13 protein-coding genes are annotated in these 15,891 nt (G+C 70.9%); 9 read left to right on the plus strand and 4 right to left on the minus strand.

All coding sequences use genetic code 11. The features are described from left to right. The first annotated feature begins 304 nt into the window (after positions 1-304). Positions 305-3,952 (plus strand): cobaltochelatase subunit CobN, encoded by a 3,648-nt coding sequence (cobN, locus tag OG627_RS20420; RefSeq protein ID WP_329067147.1) that lies wholly within the window; start codon positions 305-307, stop codon positions 3,950-3,952. Positions 3,953-4,196: 244 nt separating this feature from the next. On the opposite strand, the gene OG627_RS20425 is transcribed toward cobN, so the two are convergent. Further along, complete coding sequence (locus OG627_RS20425; protein WP_329067150.1) at positions 4,197-4,586, minus strand: hypothetical protein; 390 nt, start codon at positions 4,584-4,586, stop codon at positions 4,197-4,199. Positions 4,587-4,785: 199 nt separating this feature from the next. Beyond that, on the minus strand, positions 4,786-5,223 hold the full coding sequence (locus OG627_RS20430) for an ATP-binding protein (protein WP_329067152.1): 438 nt from the start codon (positions 5,221-5,223) through the stop codon (positions 4,786-4,788). 201 nt (positions 5,224-5,424) lie between these two features. On the opposite strand from OG627_RS20430, the gene OG627_RS20435 reads away from it, so the two are divergent. Next, a complete protein-coding gene (locus OG627_RS20435; RefSeq protein ID WP_329067154.1) occupies positions 5,425-6,291 on the plus strand; it encodes a helix-turn-helix domain-containing protein in 867 nt (288 codons plus the stop codon). Then, a complete protein-coding gene (locus OG627_RS20440; protein WP_329067155.1) occupies positions 6,288-6,494 on the plus strand; it encodes a DUF397 domain-containing protein in 207 nt (68 codons plus the stop codon). Before OG627_RS20435 ends, OG627_RS20440 begins: the two co-directional genes overlap by 4 nt. Positions 6,495-6,508: 14 nt before the next feature. Here the strand turns inward: OG627_RS20440 and OG627_RS20445 are convergent, their stop codons facing one another. Then, a complete protein-coding gene (locus OG627_RS20445; RefSeq protein ID WP_329067157.1) occupies positions 6,509-6,943 on the minus strand; it encodes an SRPBCC family protein in 435 nt (144 codons plus the stop codon). A 505-nt stretch (positions 6,944-7,448) separates the two neighbouring features. On the opposite strand from OG627_RS20445, the gene OG627_RS20450 reads away from it, so the two are divergent. From OG627_RS20450 to OG627_RS20460, 3 genes are all read left to right on the plus strand, one after another. Continuing rightward, entirely contained in the window at positions 7,449-8,429 is a 981-nt protein-coding gene (locus tag OG627_RS20450) for an aldo/keto reductase (protein ID WP_329067160.1), read from the plus strand. Positions 8,430-8,591: 162 nt separating this feature from the next. Next, positions 8,592-9,335, plus strand: coding sequence for a TetR/AcrR family transcriptional regulator (locus OG627_RS20455; RefSeq protein WP_329067162.1), 744 nt, complete (start codon positions 8,592-8,594; stop codon positions 9,333-9,335). Positions 9,336-9,566: 231 nt separating this feature from the next. Continuing rightward, a complete protein-coding gene (locus OG627_RS20460) occupies positions 9,567-10,043 on the plus strand; it encodes a DUF4260 domain-containing protein (RefSeq protein WP_329067164.1) in 477 nt (158 codons plus the stop codon). A 244-nt stretch (positions 10,044-10,287) separates the two neighbouring features. Here the strand turns inward: OG627_RS20460 and OG627_RS20465 are convergent, their stop codons facing one another. Next, positions 10,288-11,187, minus strand: coding sequence for an AraC family transcriptional regulator (locus OG627_RS20465; RefSeq protein WP_329067166.1), 900 nt, complete (start codon positions 11,185-11,187; stop codon positions 10,288-10,290). A gap of 136 nt (positions 11,188-11,323) precedes the next feature. Here OG627_RS20465 and OG627_RS20470 point away from each other — a divergent pair, with 136 nt between their 5' ends. The 3 genes from OG627_RS20470 (at position 11,324) to OG627_RS20480 (ending at position 15,825) form a co-directional block, all read left to right on the plus strand. Next, positions 11,324-12,337: an aldo/keto reductase gene (locus OG627_RS20470; RefSeq protein WP_329067167.1), complete on the plus strand. Its 1,014-nt coding sequence runs from the start codon at positions 11,324-11,326 to the stop codon at positions 12,335-12,337. 551 nt (positions 12,338-12,888) lie between these two features. Beyond that, entirely contained in the window at positions 12,889-13,506 is a 618-nt protein-coding gene (locus OG627_RS20475; protein ID WP_329067169.1) for a hypothetical protein, read from the plus strand. A 225-nt stretch (positions 13,507-13,731) separates the two neighbouring features. Continuing rightward, the gene (locus OG627_RS20480; protein WP_329067171.1) at positions 13,732-15,825 is read left to right on the plus strand and encodes a flotillin family protein; all 2,094 of its coding nucleotides are present in this window, start codon (positions 13,732-13,734) and stop codon (positions 15,823-15,825) included. Positions 15,826-15,891: the final 66 nt, after the last annotated feature.

Genomic DNA, 15,891 nt, shown 5'->3' on the forward strand with positions numbered 1-15,891 from the left:
CCCACGTAGCCCTCGCGTCCCACCTGCCGTTCCGCTGTCCACGACAGGCGCCCTCCCCGCCCGTGACCTCAGCACTTACTATGCAGACGGCGGGTTCCACGGCCCGCCGCCATCGCCAGCGACGGCGTCTTGGGGAGGAAGCCCGGTGCGAACCCGGCGCGGTCCCGCCACTGTGAGCCCGGCGACGTGGCGACGCGCGCAGCCGTAGCGCGGCGCGACACGTCACGACGCCGGACGAGTCAGGAACTCCCGCCGTCCACTCACCCCGCCCGGGGCGCGGACCCCGAGGAAGGCCAGACGCCGCATGCTTCTGCTCCTGTCGACGTCCGACACCGATCTGCTCAGCGCCCGCGCGGCGGGCGGCCCGGTCCCGTACCGGTACGCCAACCCCGCCCGGCTCGCGCTCGACGAGCTGCCCGCGCTGCTGGAGGGCGTCGACCTCGTCGTCGTACGGCTCCTGGGCGGGCTGCGCGCCTGGCAGGACGGGATCGACCAGCTTCTCGCGGGCCCCAGGCCCGTCGTCGTCCTCACCGGCGAGCAGGCCCCGGACGCGCAGCTGATGGAGGCGTCGACCGTTCCCATCGGGATCGCCGCCGAGGCCCACGGCTATCTCGCGCACGGCGGCCCCGCCAACCTCGAACAGCTCGCGCGGTTCCTCGCCGACACCGTCCTGCTGACCGGCCACGGCTTCGAGCCACCCGCCGCTTCGCCCACCTGGGGCCGGATGGAGCGGCGCTCCGCCTTCCCCGCCGGGCCGCTCGCCGAGCGGGACCGGCCGCTCGTCGCGGTGCTCTACTACCGCGCCCACCACCTCAGCGGGAACACCGCCTTCGTGGACGTCCTGTGCGACGCCATCGAGGCGGCGAACGGCCGCGCCGTTCCGATCTTCGTGTCGTCGCTGCGTTCCCCCGAGCCCGAGCTGCTGGAGGCGCTGGGCGGGGTCGACGCCATCGTCACCACCGTGCTGGCCGCCGGTGGCACCAAGCCGGCCGAGGCGTCGGCGGGCGGGGACGACGAGGCGTGGGACGCGGGCGCGCTCGCCGCGCTGGACGTACCGATTCTCCAGGCGCTGTGCCTGACCTCCAGCCGCGCCGCGTGGGAGGAGAGCGACGAGGGGCTCTCGCCGCTGGACGCGGCGTCGCAGGTCGCCGTGCCGGAGTTCGACGGCCGGCTGATCACCGTCCCGTTCTCCTTCAAGGAGCTGGACCCCGAAGGGCTGCCGGTCTACGTGGCCGACCCCGAGCGGGCCGCGCGCGTCGCCGGGATCGCCGTACGCCACGCGAGGCTCTCGTACATCGTGAACGCCGACAAGCGCATCGCGCTCGTCCTCTCCGCGTACCCCACCAAGCACTCCCGCATCGGCAACGCCGTCGGCCTCGACACCCCCGCCAGCGCCGTCGAGCTGCTGCGCGAACTGCGCGGCCAGGGCTACGACTTCGGTACGGAAGAGGTCCCCGGCCTGGAGTCCGGCGACGGCGACGAGCTGATCTACGCCCTGATCGAGGCCGGCGGCCACGATCAGGAGTGGCTCACCGAGGAGCAGCTCGCCCGTAACCCGGTCCGTATCCCGGCCGCCGACTACCGGCGCTGGTACGAGAAGCTCCCCGCCGAGCTGCGCGAGTCCGTCGAGCGGCACTGGGGGCCGCCGCCGGGCGAGATGTTCCTGGACCGCAGCCGGGTCGGGAACGGCGGTGACCCGGACGGCGACATCGTCCTGGCCGCCCTGCGGCGCGGCAATCTGCTGATCCTCATCCAGCCGCCGCGCGGCTTCGGCGAGAACCCGATCGCGATCTACCACGACCCCGATCTGCCGCCCTCGCACCACTACCTGGCCGCCTACCGCTGGATCCAGGCCCCCGCCGACGACGGCGGCTTCGGCGCCGACGCCATGATCCACCTGGGCAAGCACGGCAACCTGGAGTGGCTGCCCGGCAAGAACGCGGGCCTGTCGGCCGCCTGCGCGCCCGACGCGGCGCTGGGCGACCTGCCGCTGATCTACCCGTTCCTGGTCAACGACCCGGGCGAGGGTACGCAGGCGAAGCGGCGCGTCCACGCCACGCTGGTGGATCACCTCGTACCGCCGATGGCGCGCGCCGAGTCGTACGGCGACATCGCGCGCCTGGAGCAGCTCCTCGACGAGTACGCGGCGATCTCCTCGATGGACCCGGCCAAGCTGCCCGCGATCCGCGCCCAGATCTGGACGCTGATCCAGGCGGCCAAGCTCGATCACGACCTGGGTCTTGAGGACCGGCCCGACGACGACGGGTTCGACGACTTCCTGCTCCACGTCGACGGCTGGCTGTGCGAGGTCAAGGACGCGCAGATCCGCGACGGGCTGCATGTGCTGGGCGGCGCGCCGGAGGGCGAGGCGCGGGTCAATCTGGTGCTGGCGATCCTGCGCGCCCGGCAGATCTGGGGCGGTACGACGTCCCTGCCGGGCCTGCGCGAGGCGCTGGGCCTGGACGAGTCGGCGCCGGGTCGTGCGGACGCGGACGCGGTGGAGGCCACGGCCCGCGCGCTGGTCCAGGCGATGGAGGACGCGCGGTGGGACCCGGCGGCGGTGCCGGGTGTCGCTGCGGGCGTGACGTCGGGCCATTCCGAACAGGTCGCGGCGATCCTGGAGTTCGCGGCGGAGGAGGTCGTTCCGCGCCTGGAGGCCACCACGGACGAGATCGACAACGTCGTGCACGCGTTGAACGGCGGCTTCGTCCAGGCGGGCCCGTCGGGCTCGCCGCTGCGCGGCCTGGTCAACGTCCTGCCGACCGGCCGCAACTTCTACTCCGTCGACCCCAAGGCCGTGCCGAGCCGGCTCGCCTGGGAGACCGGCCAGGCCCTCGCCGACTCGCTCCTGACCCGCTACCGCACGGACAACGGCGACTGGCCGACCTCCGTCGGGCTCTCCCTGTGGGGTACGAGCGCGATGCGCACGTCCGGCGACGACATCGCGGAGGCGCTGGCGCTGCTGGGCGTGCGCCCGGTGTGGGACGACGCGTCGAGGCGGGTGACGGGCCTGGAACCGATCCCCCTGACGGAACTCGACCGCCCCCGTATCGATGTCACCCTGCGCATCAGCGGCTTCTTCCGGGACGCGTTCCCGCACGCCATCGGGCTGCTGGACGACGCGGTACGGCTGGTCGCCGGGCTGGACGAGCCCGCCGAGTCCAACCACGTACGGGCCCACGCGCAGGCCGACCTGGCCGAACACGGCGACGAACGCCGCGCCACGACCCGCATCTTCGGCTCCCGCCCCGGCACGTACGGCGCGGGCATCCTCCAGCTCATCGACAGCCGCGACTGGCGCACGGACGCGGACCTCGCCGAGGTCTACACGGTGTGGGGCGGCTACGCGTACGGCCGCGAACTGGAGGGCCGCCCGGCGCGCGAGGAGATGGAGACCGCGTACAAGCGCATCGCCGTCGCCGCGAAGAACACGGACACGCGCGAGCACGACATCGCGGACTCCGACGACTACTTCCAGTACCACGGCGGCATGGTCGCGACGGTCCGCGCCCTGAAGGGCACAGCCCCGGAGGCGTACATCGGCGACTCCACCCGCCCGGAAACGGTCCGCACCCGCACCCTGGTCGAGGAGACCTCCCGCGTCTTCCGCGCCCGCGTGGTCAACCCGAGGTGGATCGAGGCGATGCGCCGCCACGGCTACAAGGGCGCGTTCGAGCTGGCGGCGACGGTCGACTACCTCTTCGGCTACGACGCGACGACGGGCGTGGTCGCGGACTGGATGTACGACAAGCTCACCGAGACGTACGTCCTGGACCCGGAGAACCGCGCCTTCCTCCAGGAGGCCAACCCGTGGGCCCTGCACGGCATCGCGGAACGGCTGCTGGAGGCGGAGTCGCGCGGAATGTGGGAGAAGCCGGACCCGGGGGTGCTGGACGCGCTGCGGAAGGTGTTCCTGGAGACGGAGGGGGAGTTGGAGGGGGAGGACGACTGAGCTTGCGCGGGGGTGGGAGTGGGTGTGGGGCGTGCTCCCCGCGTGGGCGGGGGTGAACCGGCGGCCGCATAGTGCGCCGACACCTGCCGCCCGTGCTCCCCGCGCGGGCGGGGGTGAACCGGTTCGGGGTCTGTCGTCCGGGGCTGTCATCCCGTGCTCCCCGCGAAGGCGGAAGTGAACCTGCCTGCAACGCACCTGCGTTCAGGGCATCCCAGTGTCCGGAGGCGGGGCAACGGGGACACGGCTACGGCCTGGCTCCGCCCCCGCCCCCGCCCCCGCCCCCGGCGCCACCGCTCCGTCCCGTGGCCCGGCAGAAGCGGCACGCGATGATCGCGATCCGCCCGCCGCGCAAGGCGCGGAGCAGCCGGTTGCCGTGGCAGTTCCCGCAGACGCCGAAGCGCGACGCGGGAAACGTGGAGTGGCGCTGGCGGCCGTGGAGCCTGCCGATGGCAGCGAGTTGGCGCCGCTCCCACGGCGTTGCGAGTCGTACGGCGCTCAGCCGGGCCACCCAGGCGAATCCGGTGGGACGCTCCAGGCAGACCCGCTCTCCGGCGAAGCTGGTGATCTGGCCGGGCATGTCGAACGTCCGGTCGTACACCACCATCCCGATGGTCAGCCCTTCCATGTACGCCACCGCTCTCCCCGGCCCCGGCCCCGGCGCCGCTCAGCGCGGTGATGCCGGGCGAGTGTCAGAAGCGCGTCCCACATCTCCGGTGTCGTAGGTGCGGGCGCCGTCGGGAGGGGAGTTACGGGTACGCGCACGGGCTCGGGCGCATCCGTACGCCACCGGTGCCGCCGCCACCCGAGGGTGCGGCGCAGCCACCTCCACTCCCTCACGTCGAGTCCTCAGCAGTGTCCCGGTCCGCGCGGAACCGTGCCCACACGCACTTCCCGAACTTCAGCTCCCGGCACCCCCAGGACTCGGACAGCGCGGCGACCAGCAACAGTCCCCGCCCGCCCTCCTCGTCGCCCTCGGGGCAGTACTGGCCGAGCTGCGGCAGCCTCGCACGGTCGGGATCGGAGACCTCCAACACCAGCTCGCCCCAGTCCACGTGCAGCGTCACCTCGACCTCGGCGAAGCTCACCCGGCAGTGGACGACAGCGTTGGTGACCAGCTCGGACGACACCAACTCGACGTCCGGGACGAGCCGTTCGAGCCCCCACGCGGCCAGGGTCTCCCTGACCCGGGCCCGCACGGCCGGCACGTGCTTCTTGCGTTTCGGAATGCGGAAGGTGGCGCGAAGCGGCTCCGCGGAAAGGGTGGTGGGCATGGCTGGACCCCCAGCTGGCGCGTGGTTGGAGTTGCGCCGTGTGGCTGGATGGCGGCGGCGCGTTGCCGAGACTAGGGTGGGATTGATAACTTCCACAACTGCATCTTGTGCACACGTGCATGATTAGCTCGATCGTGTGACGGGCCACCAAGCGGCCTCCGGGGAGGCAGACTTGGGCCGAACTGAGAGGGAGGCAACGAGATGCCCGCAGGTGGAAAGCCGACTGTGCGCAGCAGGCGATTCGGCCGCAAGATGCAGCGGCACAGGGTCGGTGCCGGGTTCGATCAAGCGCAGGCGGCGCAGTTCATCCATGGATCGCGCTCCAAGATCAGCCGCATGGAGGACGGCATCACCACGGCCAGGCCCGCGGAAGTGCTGCTCCTGCTGGACCGGTACGGCATCACGGACGAGACGGAGCGCGACCACCTGGTGTGGCTGGCGAAGAACTCCGGCCACCGGGGCTGGTGGCTCAACTTCCCAGAACTGTCGGACGGTTACCGCGACCACATCTCGCTGGAGGATGACGCGACGTTCATCCGGGAGTGGCAGACGGTATTGGTTCCTGGCCTCTTGCAGACGCCGGCTTACGCAGAGCAGACGTCCAGGGTCGGTCCGAACCGCATTCCGCCGGACGTCGTGGCCCAGTTCGTCAAGGTGCGTGAGGGGCGGCAGGCGAAGATCGAGGAGGGCGGCACCAGTTACGCGGTCATTGTCTGGGAACCCGTTGTGGCGCTCCCGCTCGTTCCTGACGATGTCCATCGGGGGCAACTGGAGCATCTTCTCGGCGTTGGCAAGCGGAGCAACGTATCGATCCAGATCCTTCCGCTGTCTGCGGGAGTTGCGGCGGGCATCACCTACCCGTTCTCCTCGTTCTCTTTCGACAGCCAGCCCAACGTGGAAGCTGTCGCCATTGACAACCTGCGGGGTGCATCGGTCCTTGAGGCAACAGACGATTTGACGGCTTACGCCAGTGCGTTCGACCAACTACGATCGGAAGCTCTGTCACCGGATGCGAGCGCCCGGCTCATCCGGCGTGTACTGCGGAGCAGCAAGGAAGAAGCATCGTGACCTCTGATGTTGTAGGCCCGTACCGGAAGTCCTCGTACTCGGGCCAGAACAACAACTGCGTCGAAATAGCCCCGACCGCCAACGGCGGCTGTGCCGTACGCGACAGCAAGAACCACAGCCGACCGTCCCTTGGCTTCGCCCGTGCGCAGTGGCAGACCTTCCTGGTCCTGGCCGCAGCCGAGGACGGCGTTCGGAGCGCGTGACCGCTGTTCTCGGGCTACGCCCGCTCCGCCACCCGCTTGAGCGCGGCCAGGTCGGCGGATACCGCGTCCGCGTCGCGTTCGAATTCCTCGTTGCTCATCCCGGGCTGTCGGCGAAGCGTGAATACCACCTCGCATCCGGCGCCCTCAGTGATCACACGCACCGGGTTGTAGATGATCTCGCCCGAAGGCAGGGTCACATCGTGATCGAGCACTCCGAACTCGTTCTCCGGGGCGAAGGCAACCACGACCCGCCCGAGAGGTGACGACTCCGCGATCCATTGCTCACCGGCCTTTTCGACGGGGTTCCCCAGCCCATGCGCCCACTCCGGCAGGTTGGACGGGTCCGACGCGTAGTCGTAGACCTCCTTGGCGGGGCGATCGATATGCGTGCTGATGTGGCGCGAGGCCAGGGCCGAGGCAAGGGGCGGGGCCGAAGCAGTTGTTTCCATGACCACGACGGTACGAAGCGGCTGCCGGCCTGGTCTTGAACAAAACGGTCGCTCGCGCTCTCGCGTTCCGTACGAGCCGAGGTCGGGCTTTCTCCAGCGCCCACGGCTGACGAGGGAACTGGCCGCGAGGATCAGCCGCTCCGCGTTCTGGTGGTTGTCGCAGGTGGGAACGCGGAGTGGTTCCGCTGGAAAGCGGGAGCCTCACGGAGTGAATCGCTCTCGTGTGTGGCATGGCCCGTGGAGCGCACGCGGTCGCGCCCCATGGCGTTCCGATCGTCACGGTGCAGGCCGACAGCACCCACCGGGCCGAGTTGGACGCGCCGAAGCAGCCGAACGAGCCGAAGGGGATGCCCAGGTTCTCCCTGCCGAGTGTGAAGTTCCGGTCGCCGGCGACGCCCCCGGGGGCCTTCCGGCCTCGTCCTCCTTGCCCTCTCTCCCCTCCCGCGTCCGGTGCCGCTCGGCGGCCTTGCCGTCGTGTGCACTCCAACTCGTACTGTCCTCAGGCATGGAGAACAGGACGCTGGGAGACAGCGAGATCCAGGTCAGTGCGCTGGGGTTCGGGTGCTGGGCCATCGGCGGTGAGTGGCAGGACACCGACGGAAACCCCCTCGGGTGGGGCACGGTCGACGACGGGGAGTCCGTCGCGGCGATCCGGCGGGCGATGGAGTTGGGGGTCACCTTCTTCGACACGGCGGACGTGTACGGCACCGGCCGCAGCGAGCGGGTGCTGGGGCGGGCGCTCGCCGGCCGGCGGGACGAGGTGGTCATCGCCACGAAGTGGGGCAACGTCTTCGACGAGGAGACGCGCACGCGGACCGGTGCGGACGCGACGGCCGCGTACGCGCGCCGGGCGCTGGTCGCGTCGTTGCGGCGGCTGGGTACTGACTGGATCGACGTGTACCAACTGCATCTGGGCGACGCGTCGTTGGCCGACGCGGATGAACTGCGCGCGGTCTGCGACGAGTTCGTACGGGAAGGACTCATCCGCGCGTACGCCTGGAGCACCGACGACCCCGAGCGGGCGGCGTTCTTCGCCCGGGGCGAGCACTGCGCGGGCGTCCAGCACGCGTGCAATGTGCTGACGGACGCGCCCGGGATGCTGGCGCTCTGTGAGCGGCGCGGACTCGCGTCCATCGTGCGCAGCCCGCTCGCCATGGGCCTGCTCACCGGCAAGCGGGGATCCTCCGGCCGTGGCGCGGCGGGCGACATCCGTTCGCTGCCGCCCGCGTGGCTGAACTGGTTCGACGAAGGCGGCGTGCCCGCGCCGGAGTGGGAGGCGCGCGTCGATGCCGTACGGGAGGTGCTCACCGCCGACGGCCGCACGCTCGCACAGGGCGCCCTCGCCTGGCTGTGGGCGCGCAGTCCGCGGACGGTGCCGATCCCCGGTTTCCGCAGCGTCGCCCAGGCCGAGGAGAACGCGACGGCCCTCCAGCTCGGCCCCCTGTCCGCGGCCCAGTTCTCCGAGGTCTCCGAACTGCTGCGGTGAGGAGGCGCCCGCCCGCCCGACCGCGCGGACACCTGACGCGTGACACCTGACGCCAGACACCTGACGCCTGATGTCTGACGCCGGACCCCGGACCCCGAGTCGGGGCCTTGGAGCACTGTTCTCGCCGTTGATCGGTGCTCCGGCCGGTGGCATGCTGAGCGCATGGGAGCGATCAAGGGGGCCAGGGAGCGGGCCCGGAGCGAGATCACGGCGAGCATCAAGGACGAGGCGCGACGTCAGCTCGCCGCCACCGGGGCGGCTCAGCTGTCGGTGCGAGCGGTGGCGCGCGAACTCGGCATGGTGTCGTCCGCCGTCTACCGGTACTTCCCGAGCCGCGACGAACTCCTGACCGCGCTCATCATCGACGCCTACGACGAGCTGGGCCGGCACGCCGAGAAGGCCCTGCGCGCCGCCGCCCCGGACGCCGCCCCCACCGACCGGTGGATCGCGGTGTGCCGGGCGGCCCGCGCCTGGGCGCTGGCATATCCGCACGAGTACGCGCTGATCTACGGATCTCCCGTGCCCGGTTACGCGGCCCCGCAGGACACCGTCGCCCACGCCTCGCGCCTGGCCCGGATCCTGCTCCGGATCGCCTCCGACGCCCACGCCGCGGGTGAGCTGGCCCCGCCGCCGGCCGGTGAGCCGCCGTCCGAGGTGCGGTCCGACGGCGATCGGCTCGCGGCCGAGCTGGCTCCGGGGCTGCCCGCCGCCAACACCACCTCCCTGGTGGCCGCGTGGGCGCAGCTGTTCGGCCTCATCGGGTTCGAGGTGTTCGGGCAACTGGAGAGGGTCATCGAGGTCCGGACCCGGGAAGAGTTCTTCGTCCACGCCTGTGCGGGTCTCGCCCGCGAGGTGGGCCTCACGGCGCGGCGCGCCCGTACCCCGGGGTCGAACGAGCCGTCCTGACCTGCCCCGTCCCCGTCCCCGTCCCCGTCACCGTCCCCTCTCCTTCCCCGTCCTGGCCTGACCTGTCCCGTACGAAGTTCCCGTGATCATCGCCACGTGGGCGAGAGCACTGCTCTTGACAGTGAGCGCTGATCCTGGAGACTATCGCTCCTGTAAGAGAGCAGTGCTCTCTCTTTGAGTGGCCGTCCGTTCTTCCTCGGGCCGCTCTCACCTCCGGGAGGACCGACCGACATGACCACCATCGACTCGACAACCGACACCGCTGCCGGCTCCGCCACCGCCCCTGCCACCGGTCCCGCCGCCGAGACCCCCGCCGAGACTCCCGCTGAGACCCCCGGCGTGGTCACCGGCCGGCCGCTGGCCTGGCTGCGGGTCGAGGCGCTGGCCACCGCCGCCGCCGGCCTCGCCGTCTTCGCCGCCACCGGGCAGCCCTGGTGGCTGGTCCCGGCGCTGTTCCTGGCCCCCGACCTGTTCATGCTCGGCTATCTCGCGGGCCCGAAGGCTGGCGCCTGGATCTACAACCTCGCGCACTCGGCGCCGCTGCCGCTGGCCCTGCTCGCCGCCGGCCTCGGTTGGCACATCGCCGCGCTGACCGTGGCGGGCGCCATCGGCCTGTTCCACATCGGACTCGACCGCGCGATAAAGGCGGGCCTCAAGTACGACCACGGCTTCGCCGTCACCCACCTGGGCGTGGCAGGGAAGCGCTGATGGCTGGGGCCTCTCGCGCCGAGAGGCCCGGGCCCTGTCCGGTCCGGGCGATCTTGTCGGACAGGGCCTAGGGCGTGTTTCGAAAGTAGCGCCGTCCGCCCGTAGGGCGGGGCTCGCGGCGTCTGGTGCGTGCGATCGCAAGGCGGAGGATCGTCCTCGTACTGGACGTACTTGGACGACTCCGACAACGCAGCGAGCGTGCGTGCCAGGCGTCGCGAGCCAGGCGGGACTTTCGAAACACGCCCTAGCCGCCCCGCCGTTCGCTCGTCCGCCGGTCGTTTGTCAGCCGGTCGCGCAGGCGGGCAGCGTCCTGGGCGGGCGGGAGGCCGTACGCGCGCCGGTACTCCCGGTTGAACTGCGTCGCGCTCACGTACCCGACCGCTTCCGCGGTGAGCGCCGCCGTGGTGTCGCCCGTGACCAGCCGTCGACGTGCCTCCTGGAGCCGCAGCTGCTTCTGGAAGCGCAGGGGGCTCATCCCGGTGGCGGCCTTGAAGCGGCGGTGCAGGGTGGCCGGGCTCAGGTGCGCCATGGCCGCGAGCGCGTCGATGCTGAGCGGCTCGGTGTAGTGCGCCGAGATCCACGCGGCCGCCGCGCGCACCCGGGCCGCGCTCGAACCGGACAGGGTGAACTGGCGCAGCGCCGCGCCGAGCGGGCCGCTGAGCAGCCGGTAGAGGATCTCGCTCTCGGTGCGGGCCGCCAGCGCGCGTATGTCGTCCGGAGTGTCGAGCAGCCGCACCCAGCGGGTGACCGCGTCGACGAGTTGCGGGGGTATGGGGGCGGAGATCTGCTCACCGGCGGTGGGCGACGTGGGGGGCTCCGCGTCGTCCAGCTCGACCAGCAGATCGGCGAGCATCCCGCTGTCGAGCCGCAGCACCGCGGCGCGGTACGGCACCCGCTCGAAGACGGCGGTGACCGGCAGGACGAGCGAGTTGAGGAACATCTGGCCGCGTCCGGTCACCCACTGCCGGTCGCCGGCGACGCCGCGTTTGGCTCCGTCGGCTATGAAGCAGATCATCGGCTCGTAGACGATGTCGACGGGCGCGACGAGCTCGTCGAGCGCGACCACTGTGAGGCGCGGCACCGCGGTATCGGACCACAGGCCGTCGCTGTGCCGGGCGATGGCCGCCGCGAGATCGTCCAGCATGGAATGCTCCCCGTTCCCCAATCCCCGTTCCCCGCTCCCTGCCACTCCCGGCTCCGTATCCACTGAGAGTATTAGGCAAGTCTATGCGGTCCGTGCCCCATGCCTCCGCAGGTGGCACGCCCCTAGCGTTGACGGCATGACAGAGAAAGACAAGAGCAGCAGCCTGCCGAAGCGCGCGCTCGGTACCCAGGGTCTGGAGGCCGGGGCGATCGGCCTCGGCACGATGGGCATGACCATGGCGTACGGCACCGGCGACGAACCGGGCGGCCTCGCCACCATCCGCCGGGCGTACGAGCTGGGCGTCACCCTCTTCGACACCGCCGAGCTGTACGGCATGGGCACCGGCAGCAACGAGCAACTGCTCGGCCGGGCCGTGAAGGACTTCCGCGACGAAGTCGTCATCGCCACCAAGTTCGGCTTCGACCTGAGCGACCCCGAGTCGGTCGGAGCCGCGCTGGACAGCCGGCCGGAGCACATCCGCGAGGTCACCGAGAACAGCCTGCGCCACCTCGGCACCGACCACATCGACGTGCTGTACCAGCACCGCGTGGACCCGGACGTGCCGATCGAGGACGTCGCTGGCACGGTCGGTGAGCTGATCGCCGAGGGCAAGGTCCGCTACCTGGGGCTCAGCGAGGCCGGTCCCGACATCATCCGGCGCGCCCACGCCGTCCACCCGGTGTCTGTGCTCCAGACCGAGTACTCGGTGTTCGAGCGCGCCGTCGAGGCCGATGTGCTTCCGGTGGTACGGGAGTTGGGCATCGGGTTCGTGCCGTACTCGCCGCTGGGCCGGGGGTTCCTCACCGGCGCGGTGAAGCCGGCCGCCGAGTACCCGGCGGACGACATGCGCAGCTGGGACGACCGCTGGCAGCCGGGCAACTACGAGAAGAACCTGACCGCGGTCCGCGAACTGACCGCGCTCGCGGAGACCAAGGGCATCACCGTCACCCAGCTCGCGCTGGCCTGGCTGCTGGCCCAGGGCGACGACATCGTGCCGATCCCGGGGACCCGTAGCCCGCGGCGGGTCGCGGAGAACGCGGCGGCCGCGCACGTGGCGCTCACGCCGGAGGACCTCGCGCGGGTCCGGGAGATCCTGCCGCGCGGCGCGGCCGGCTCCCGCTACCCGGACGCCATCATGCCGTCCTGGTAGCGCCAGGGGCTTGCGCGCGGGTCGTAGCGCCCTGCGGTTGTGTACGGGCGTAGCGCGCGGGTCGTCACGCCCGCGCTCGCGTACGGGCGTAGCGCGCGGCGCCTGCGTACGGCCGTAGCCCGTAGCGCGAGGCGCCCCCGCGGTCGCCCGGCGCCCCCTCGCGATGCGGACCGTCACCGAGTTGCCCGACCACCGGCGAACAGCCGTGCGGCCGGGCAACTCGGCTTTGCCGCCGACGCCCGCGAACCGCCCTGCGGCCGCCAACTCGGCTCGGTCGCGGGCCTGTTGCGGGCGCGTCGCGGGCCCGTCGCACGCCCGTTGTTGACCGGTCTCCGGTCCGTCACCGGTCATCGCCCTTGGGGTCGGGGCCCGGCATTAAGGAAACGTCCAAATTGCCGGGATCCGGCAATGCGCATATGTGCTGTCTGCAAGCACAATGGTCTCAGCACAACGGGGGAGCACGGGGGAACAACGGGGGTTCGGACCCCGGCGCCCGGTTACGGCAACGTACCGGGCGCCGGGGACCGGCGTGACATGTGGGGAGGTGGGCGATGAGTGAGTTTCTGACCGCCGCATTGGGCTTCCCCGCAGTCCTGTTCGGCGTCGCCCTGATCGTGGTGATCGCCTTCTGGCTGCTGGTGCTGGCGGGAGCCGCCGAGCACGACGCCTTCAACTCGCAGGTGGACACCGACGGAACCGCCACCGGCCTCGGCGGAGTGCCGGCGACCATCCCGGTGTCCCTGCTGATCGCCATTGCCTGGTTCGCGAGCCTCGCGGGATCGGTGCTGGTGCGCCGGCACGTCGAGCCCGGGACCGTTCGTACGCTCTGGTCCGTCGCCGTACTGGTCGCCGCGTCACTGATCGCCTGGGGCGTCACCCGGCTGCTCGTGCGCCGATTGCGCGACCTGGTTCCTGAACAGGCGCCTCCTTCACGGCTGGACTTCATCGGGCTGACGTGCACGATCCGTACCGGTTCCGTCTCCGCCGACTTCGGTCAGGCCGAGGTCGCGGCGGCCGACGGTTCGACCGCGCTCGTCCAGGTGAGGCAGAGCGGGGAGGACGCGATGGGCTTCGGGAGTACGGGCCTGCTGTACGCGTTCGATGTCGAGGGCGAGTTCTTCTGGGTCGCGCCGTACGACGCGGCGCTCGATCCGCGCTCCGCCGGCTGAGTCCGTACCGCCGACACGACGCCGTACCGCCATCGACTGCGCACGACCGCTGACTTCGCACAACCACCGACTTCGCACAACCACCGACTCGGCACGACTACTGACGCCGCACAACCATCGACTCCGTACGACCACTGACCGTTGAGCCCGCGCTCCCGCCGACGGCGGCACGCGCCCGCTCCGTTGAGCCCGCTCTTTCGCTTTCTCGCTCCTCAAGGACTCCTCATGGATGCCATCTCCTTGGGCATCGGCGTGCTGATCGCCGTTGTCCTGCTCATCGCCATCGCGACGTTTCTGCTGATCAGCCGGTTGTTCCGCAAGGTGGAACAGGGCCGGGCGCTGATCATCTCCAAGACCAAGAAGGTGGATGTCACCTTCACGGGCGCCGTGGTGCTGCCGGTGCTGCACAAGGCCGAGTACATGGACATCTCGGTGAAGATCATCGAGATCCGCCGTACCGGCAGGGAAGGGCTGATCTGCCAGGACAACATCCGCGCCGACATCCACATCTCGTTCTTCGTACGGGTCAACAAGACCGTCGAGGACGTCATCAAGGTCGCCCAGGCGATCGGCACGGAACGCGCCAGCGACAAGATCGCCATCCAGGAGTTCTTCGCCGCGAAGTTCTCCGAGGCCCTGAAGACGGTCGGCAAGCAGCTCGACTTCGTCGACCTCTACACCAAGCGCGAGGAGTTCCGGGACCGGATCATCCGGGTCATCGGTACGGACCTCAACGGCTACCACCTCGACGACGCGGCCATCGACTTCCTTGAGCAGACGCCGATGACCCAGCTCGACGGCGCGAACATCCTCGACGCCCAGGGCATCCGCAAGATCACCGAGCTGACGGCGGTCGAGCACGTCCGTACGAACGAGTTCCAGCGCACCGAGCAGAAGGAGATCACCCGGCAGAACGTGGACGCCCGGGAGACCATCCTGGAGCTGGAGCGCCGGCAGGCCGAGGCCGAGATCAAGCAGCGCCGCGAGGTCGAGACGCTGCGGGCGCGGGAGGAGGCGGCGACCTCCAAGGTGCAGGAGGAGGAGCGGCTCGGCGCGCAGACCGCGTTCCTCCGTACGGAGGAGCAGCTCGGGGTGCAGCGGGAGAACCAGGCCCGTGAGATCGCGGTGGCGCAGAAGAACCGCGAGCGGGTCATCGCCATCGAGAACGAGCGGATCGAGAAGGACCGCCTCCTGGAGGTCATCGGGCGCGAGCGCGAGACCGAGATGAGCCGCATGTCCAAGGACAAGGAGGTCGAGGCGGAGCGCCGCGAGGTCGCCGATGTCATCCGCGAGCGGATCGCGGTGGACCGTACGGTCGCCGAGCAGGAGGAGTCCATCAAGAAGCTCCGCATCGTCGAGGAGGCCGAGCGCACCCGCCAGGCCGTGATCATCGGCGCCGAGGCGGAGGCCCAGGAGAAGCTGGTCAAGGACATCAAGGCGGCCGAGGCGGCGGAGGCCGCGGCCAAGCACAACGCCGCCGAGCAGCTCACGCTCGCCGAGGCCCGGCTGAAGTCGGCCGACCTCGACTCGCGAGCCAAGCTGCGGCTCGCCGAGGGCATCCAGGCCGAGGCCGCCGCGGTGGGACTGGCCGAGGCGCAGGTCCGCGAGAAGGAGGCGGACGTCGCCGAGAAGGCCGGCCGTGCGGAGGCCGAGGCGATGGAGGCCCGGCTGCGGGCCGAGGCCGAGGGCGCGCGGCTCAAGGCGCTCGCGACCGCCGAGGGCACGCAGGCGCAGGCCACGGCGGACGCCGCGATGATCGGCGAGAAGCTGAAGGCCGAGGCGGCGGGGCTGACCGAGAAGGCCGCGGCGATGGCCGCGCTGGACGAGGCGTCCCGGACGCACGAGGAGTACCGGCTGCGGCTCCAGGCGGAGAAGGAGATCCGGCTCGCGGGTCTCGACGTGCAGCGCCAGGTCGCCGAGGCGCAGGCCACGGTGCTCGCCACCGGGCTGGAGAACTCCGACATCAATATCGTCGGCGGGGACTCGATCTTCTTCGACCGGCTGATGTCGTCCATCTCGCTCGGCAAGAGCGTCGACGGCTTCATGGCCCACTCGGAGACGGCGCAGGCGCTCGCGAAGCCGTGGCTGGACGGTTCGGCCAGCCTGCCGGAGGACCTGAAGCAGATCCTCGGCTCGGTGTCGACGTCCGATGTGCAGAACCTGACGGTGTCCGCGCTGCTGGTGAAGTTGATGAAGTCCGGGGTCGCGGGCTCCACGCAGCTGGAGAAGCTGCTGGAGCAGGCGGACCGGCTGGGGCTGGCGGACATGCCGATCGCCGCGCTGAACGGTTCCGGGGCCGCCCCGGCCAAGACCTCCTGACGGCGCTCGCCCGAAGGAGCGTGGGGTCCGGAACCGCCGTACGGGGGTCGGTGGTTCCGGATCTCG

This window comes from Streptomyces sp. NBC_01429 (assembly GCF_036231945.1).
Taxonomy (GTDB): domain Bacteria; phylum Actinomycetota; class Actinomycetes; order Streptomycetales; family Streptomycetaceae; genus Streptomyces.

Excerpts from the sequence above, each read along its gene's own strand:
- cobN (WP_329067147.1), top strand. The coding sequence starts at position 305 with ATGCTTCTGCTCCTGTCGACGTCCGACACCGATCTGCTCAGCGCCCGC.
- OG627_RS20430 (WP_329067152.1), bottom strand. The coding sequence starts at position 5,223 with ATGCCCACCACCCTTTCCGCGGAGCCGCTTCGCGCCACCTTCCGCATT.
- OG627_RS20435 (WP_329067154.1), top strand. The coding sequence starts at position 5,425 with ATGCCCGCAGGTGGAAAGCCGACTGTGCGCAGCAGGCGATTCGGCCGC.
- OG627_RS20445 (WP_329067157.1), bottom strand. The coding sequence starts at position 6,943 with ATGGAAACAACTGCTTCGGCCCCGCCCCTTGCCTCGGCCCTGGCCTCG.
- OG627_RS20450 (WP_329067160.1), top strand. The coding sequence starts at position 7,449 with ATGGAGAACAGGACGCTGGGAGACAGCGAGATCCAGGTCAGTGCGCTG.
- OG627_RS20455 (WP_329067162.1), top strand. The coding sequence starts at position 8,592 with ATGGGAGCGATCAAGGGGGCCAGGGAGCGGGCCCGGAGCGAGATCACG.
- OG627_RS20460 (WP_329067164.1), top strand. The coding sequence starts at position 9,567 with ATGACCACCATCGACTCGACAACCGACACCGCTGCCGGCTCCGCCACC.
- OG627_RS20465 (WP_329067166.1), bottom strand. The coding sequence starts at position 11,187 with ATGCTGGACGATCTCGCGGCGGCCATCGCCCGGCACAGCGACGGCCTG.
- OG627_RS20470 (WP_329067167.1), top strand. The coding sequence starts at position 11,324 with ATGACAGAGAAAGACAAGAGCAGCAGCCTGCCGAAGCGCGCGCTCGGT.
- OG627_RS20475 (WP_329067169.1), top strand. The coding sequence starts at position 12,889 with ATGAGTGAGTTTCTGACCGCCGCATTGGGCTTCCCCGCAGTCCTGTTC.
- OG627_RS20480 (WP_329067171.1), top strand. The coding sequence starts at position 13,732 with ATGGATGCCATCTCCTTGGGCATCGGCGTGCTGATCGCCGTTGTCCTG.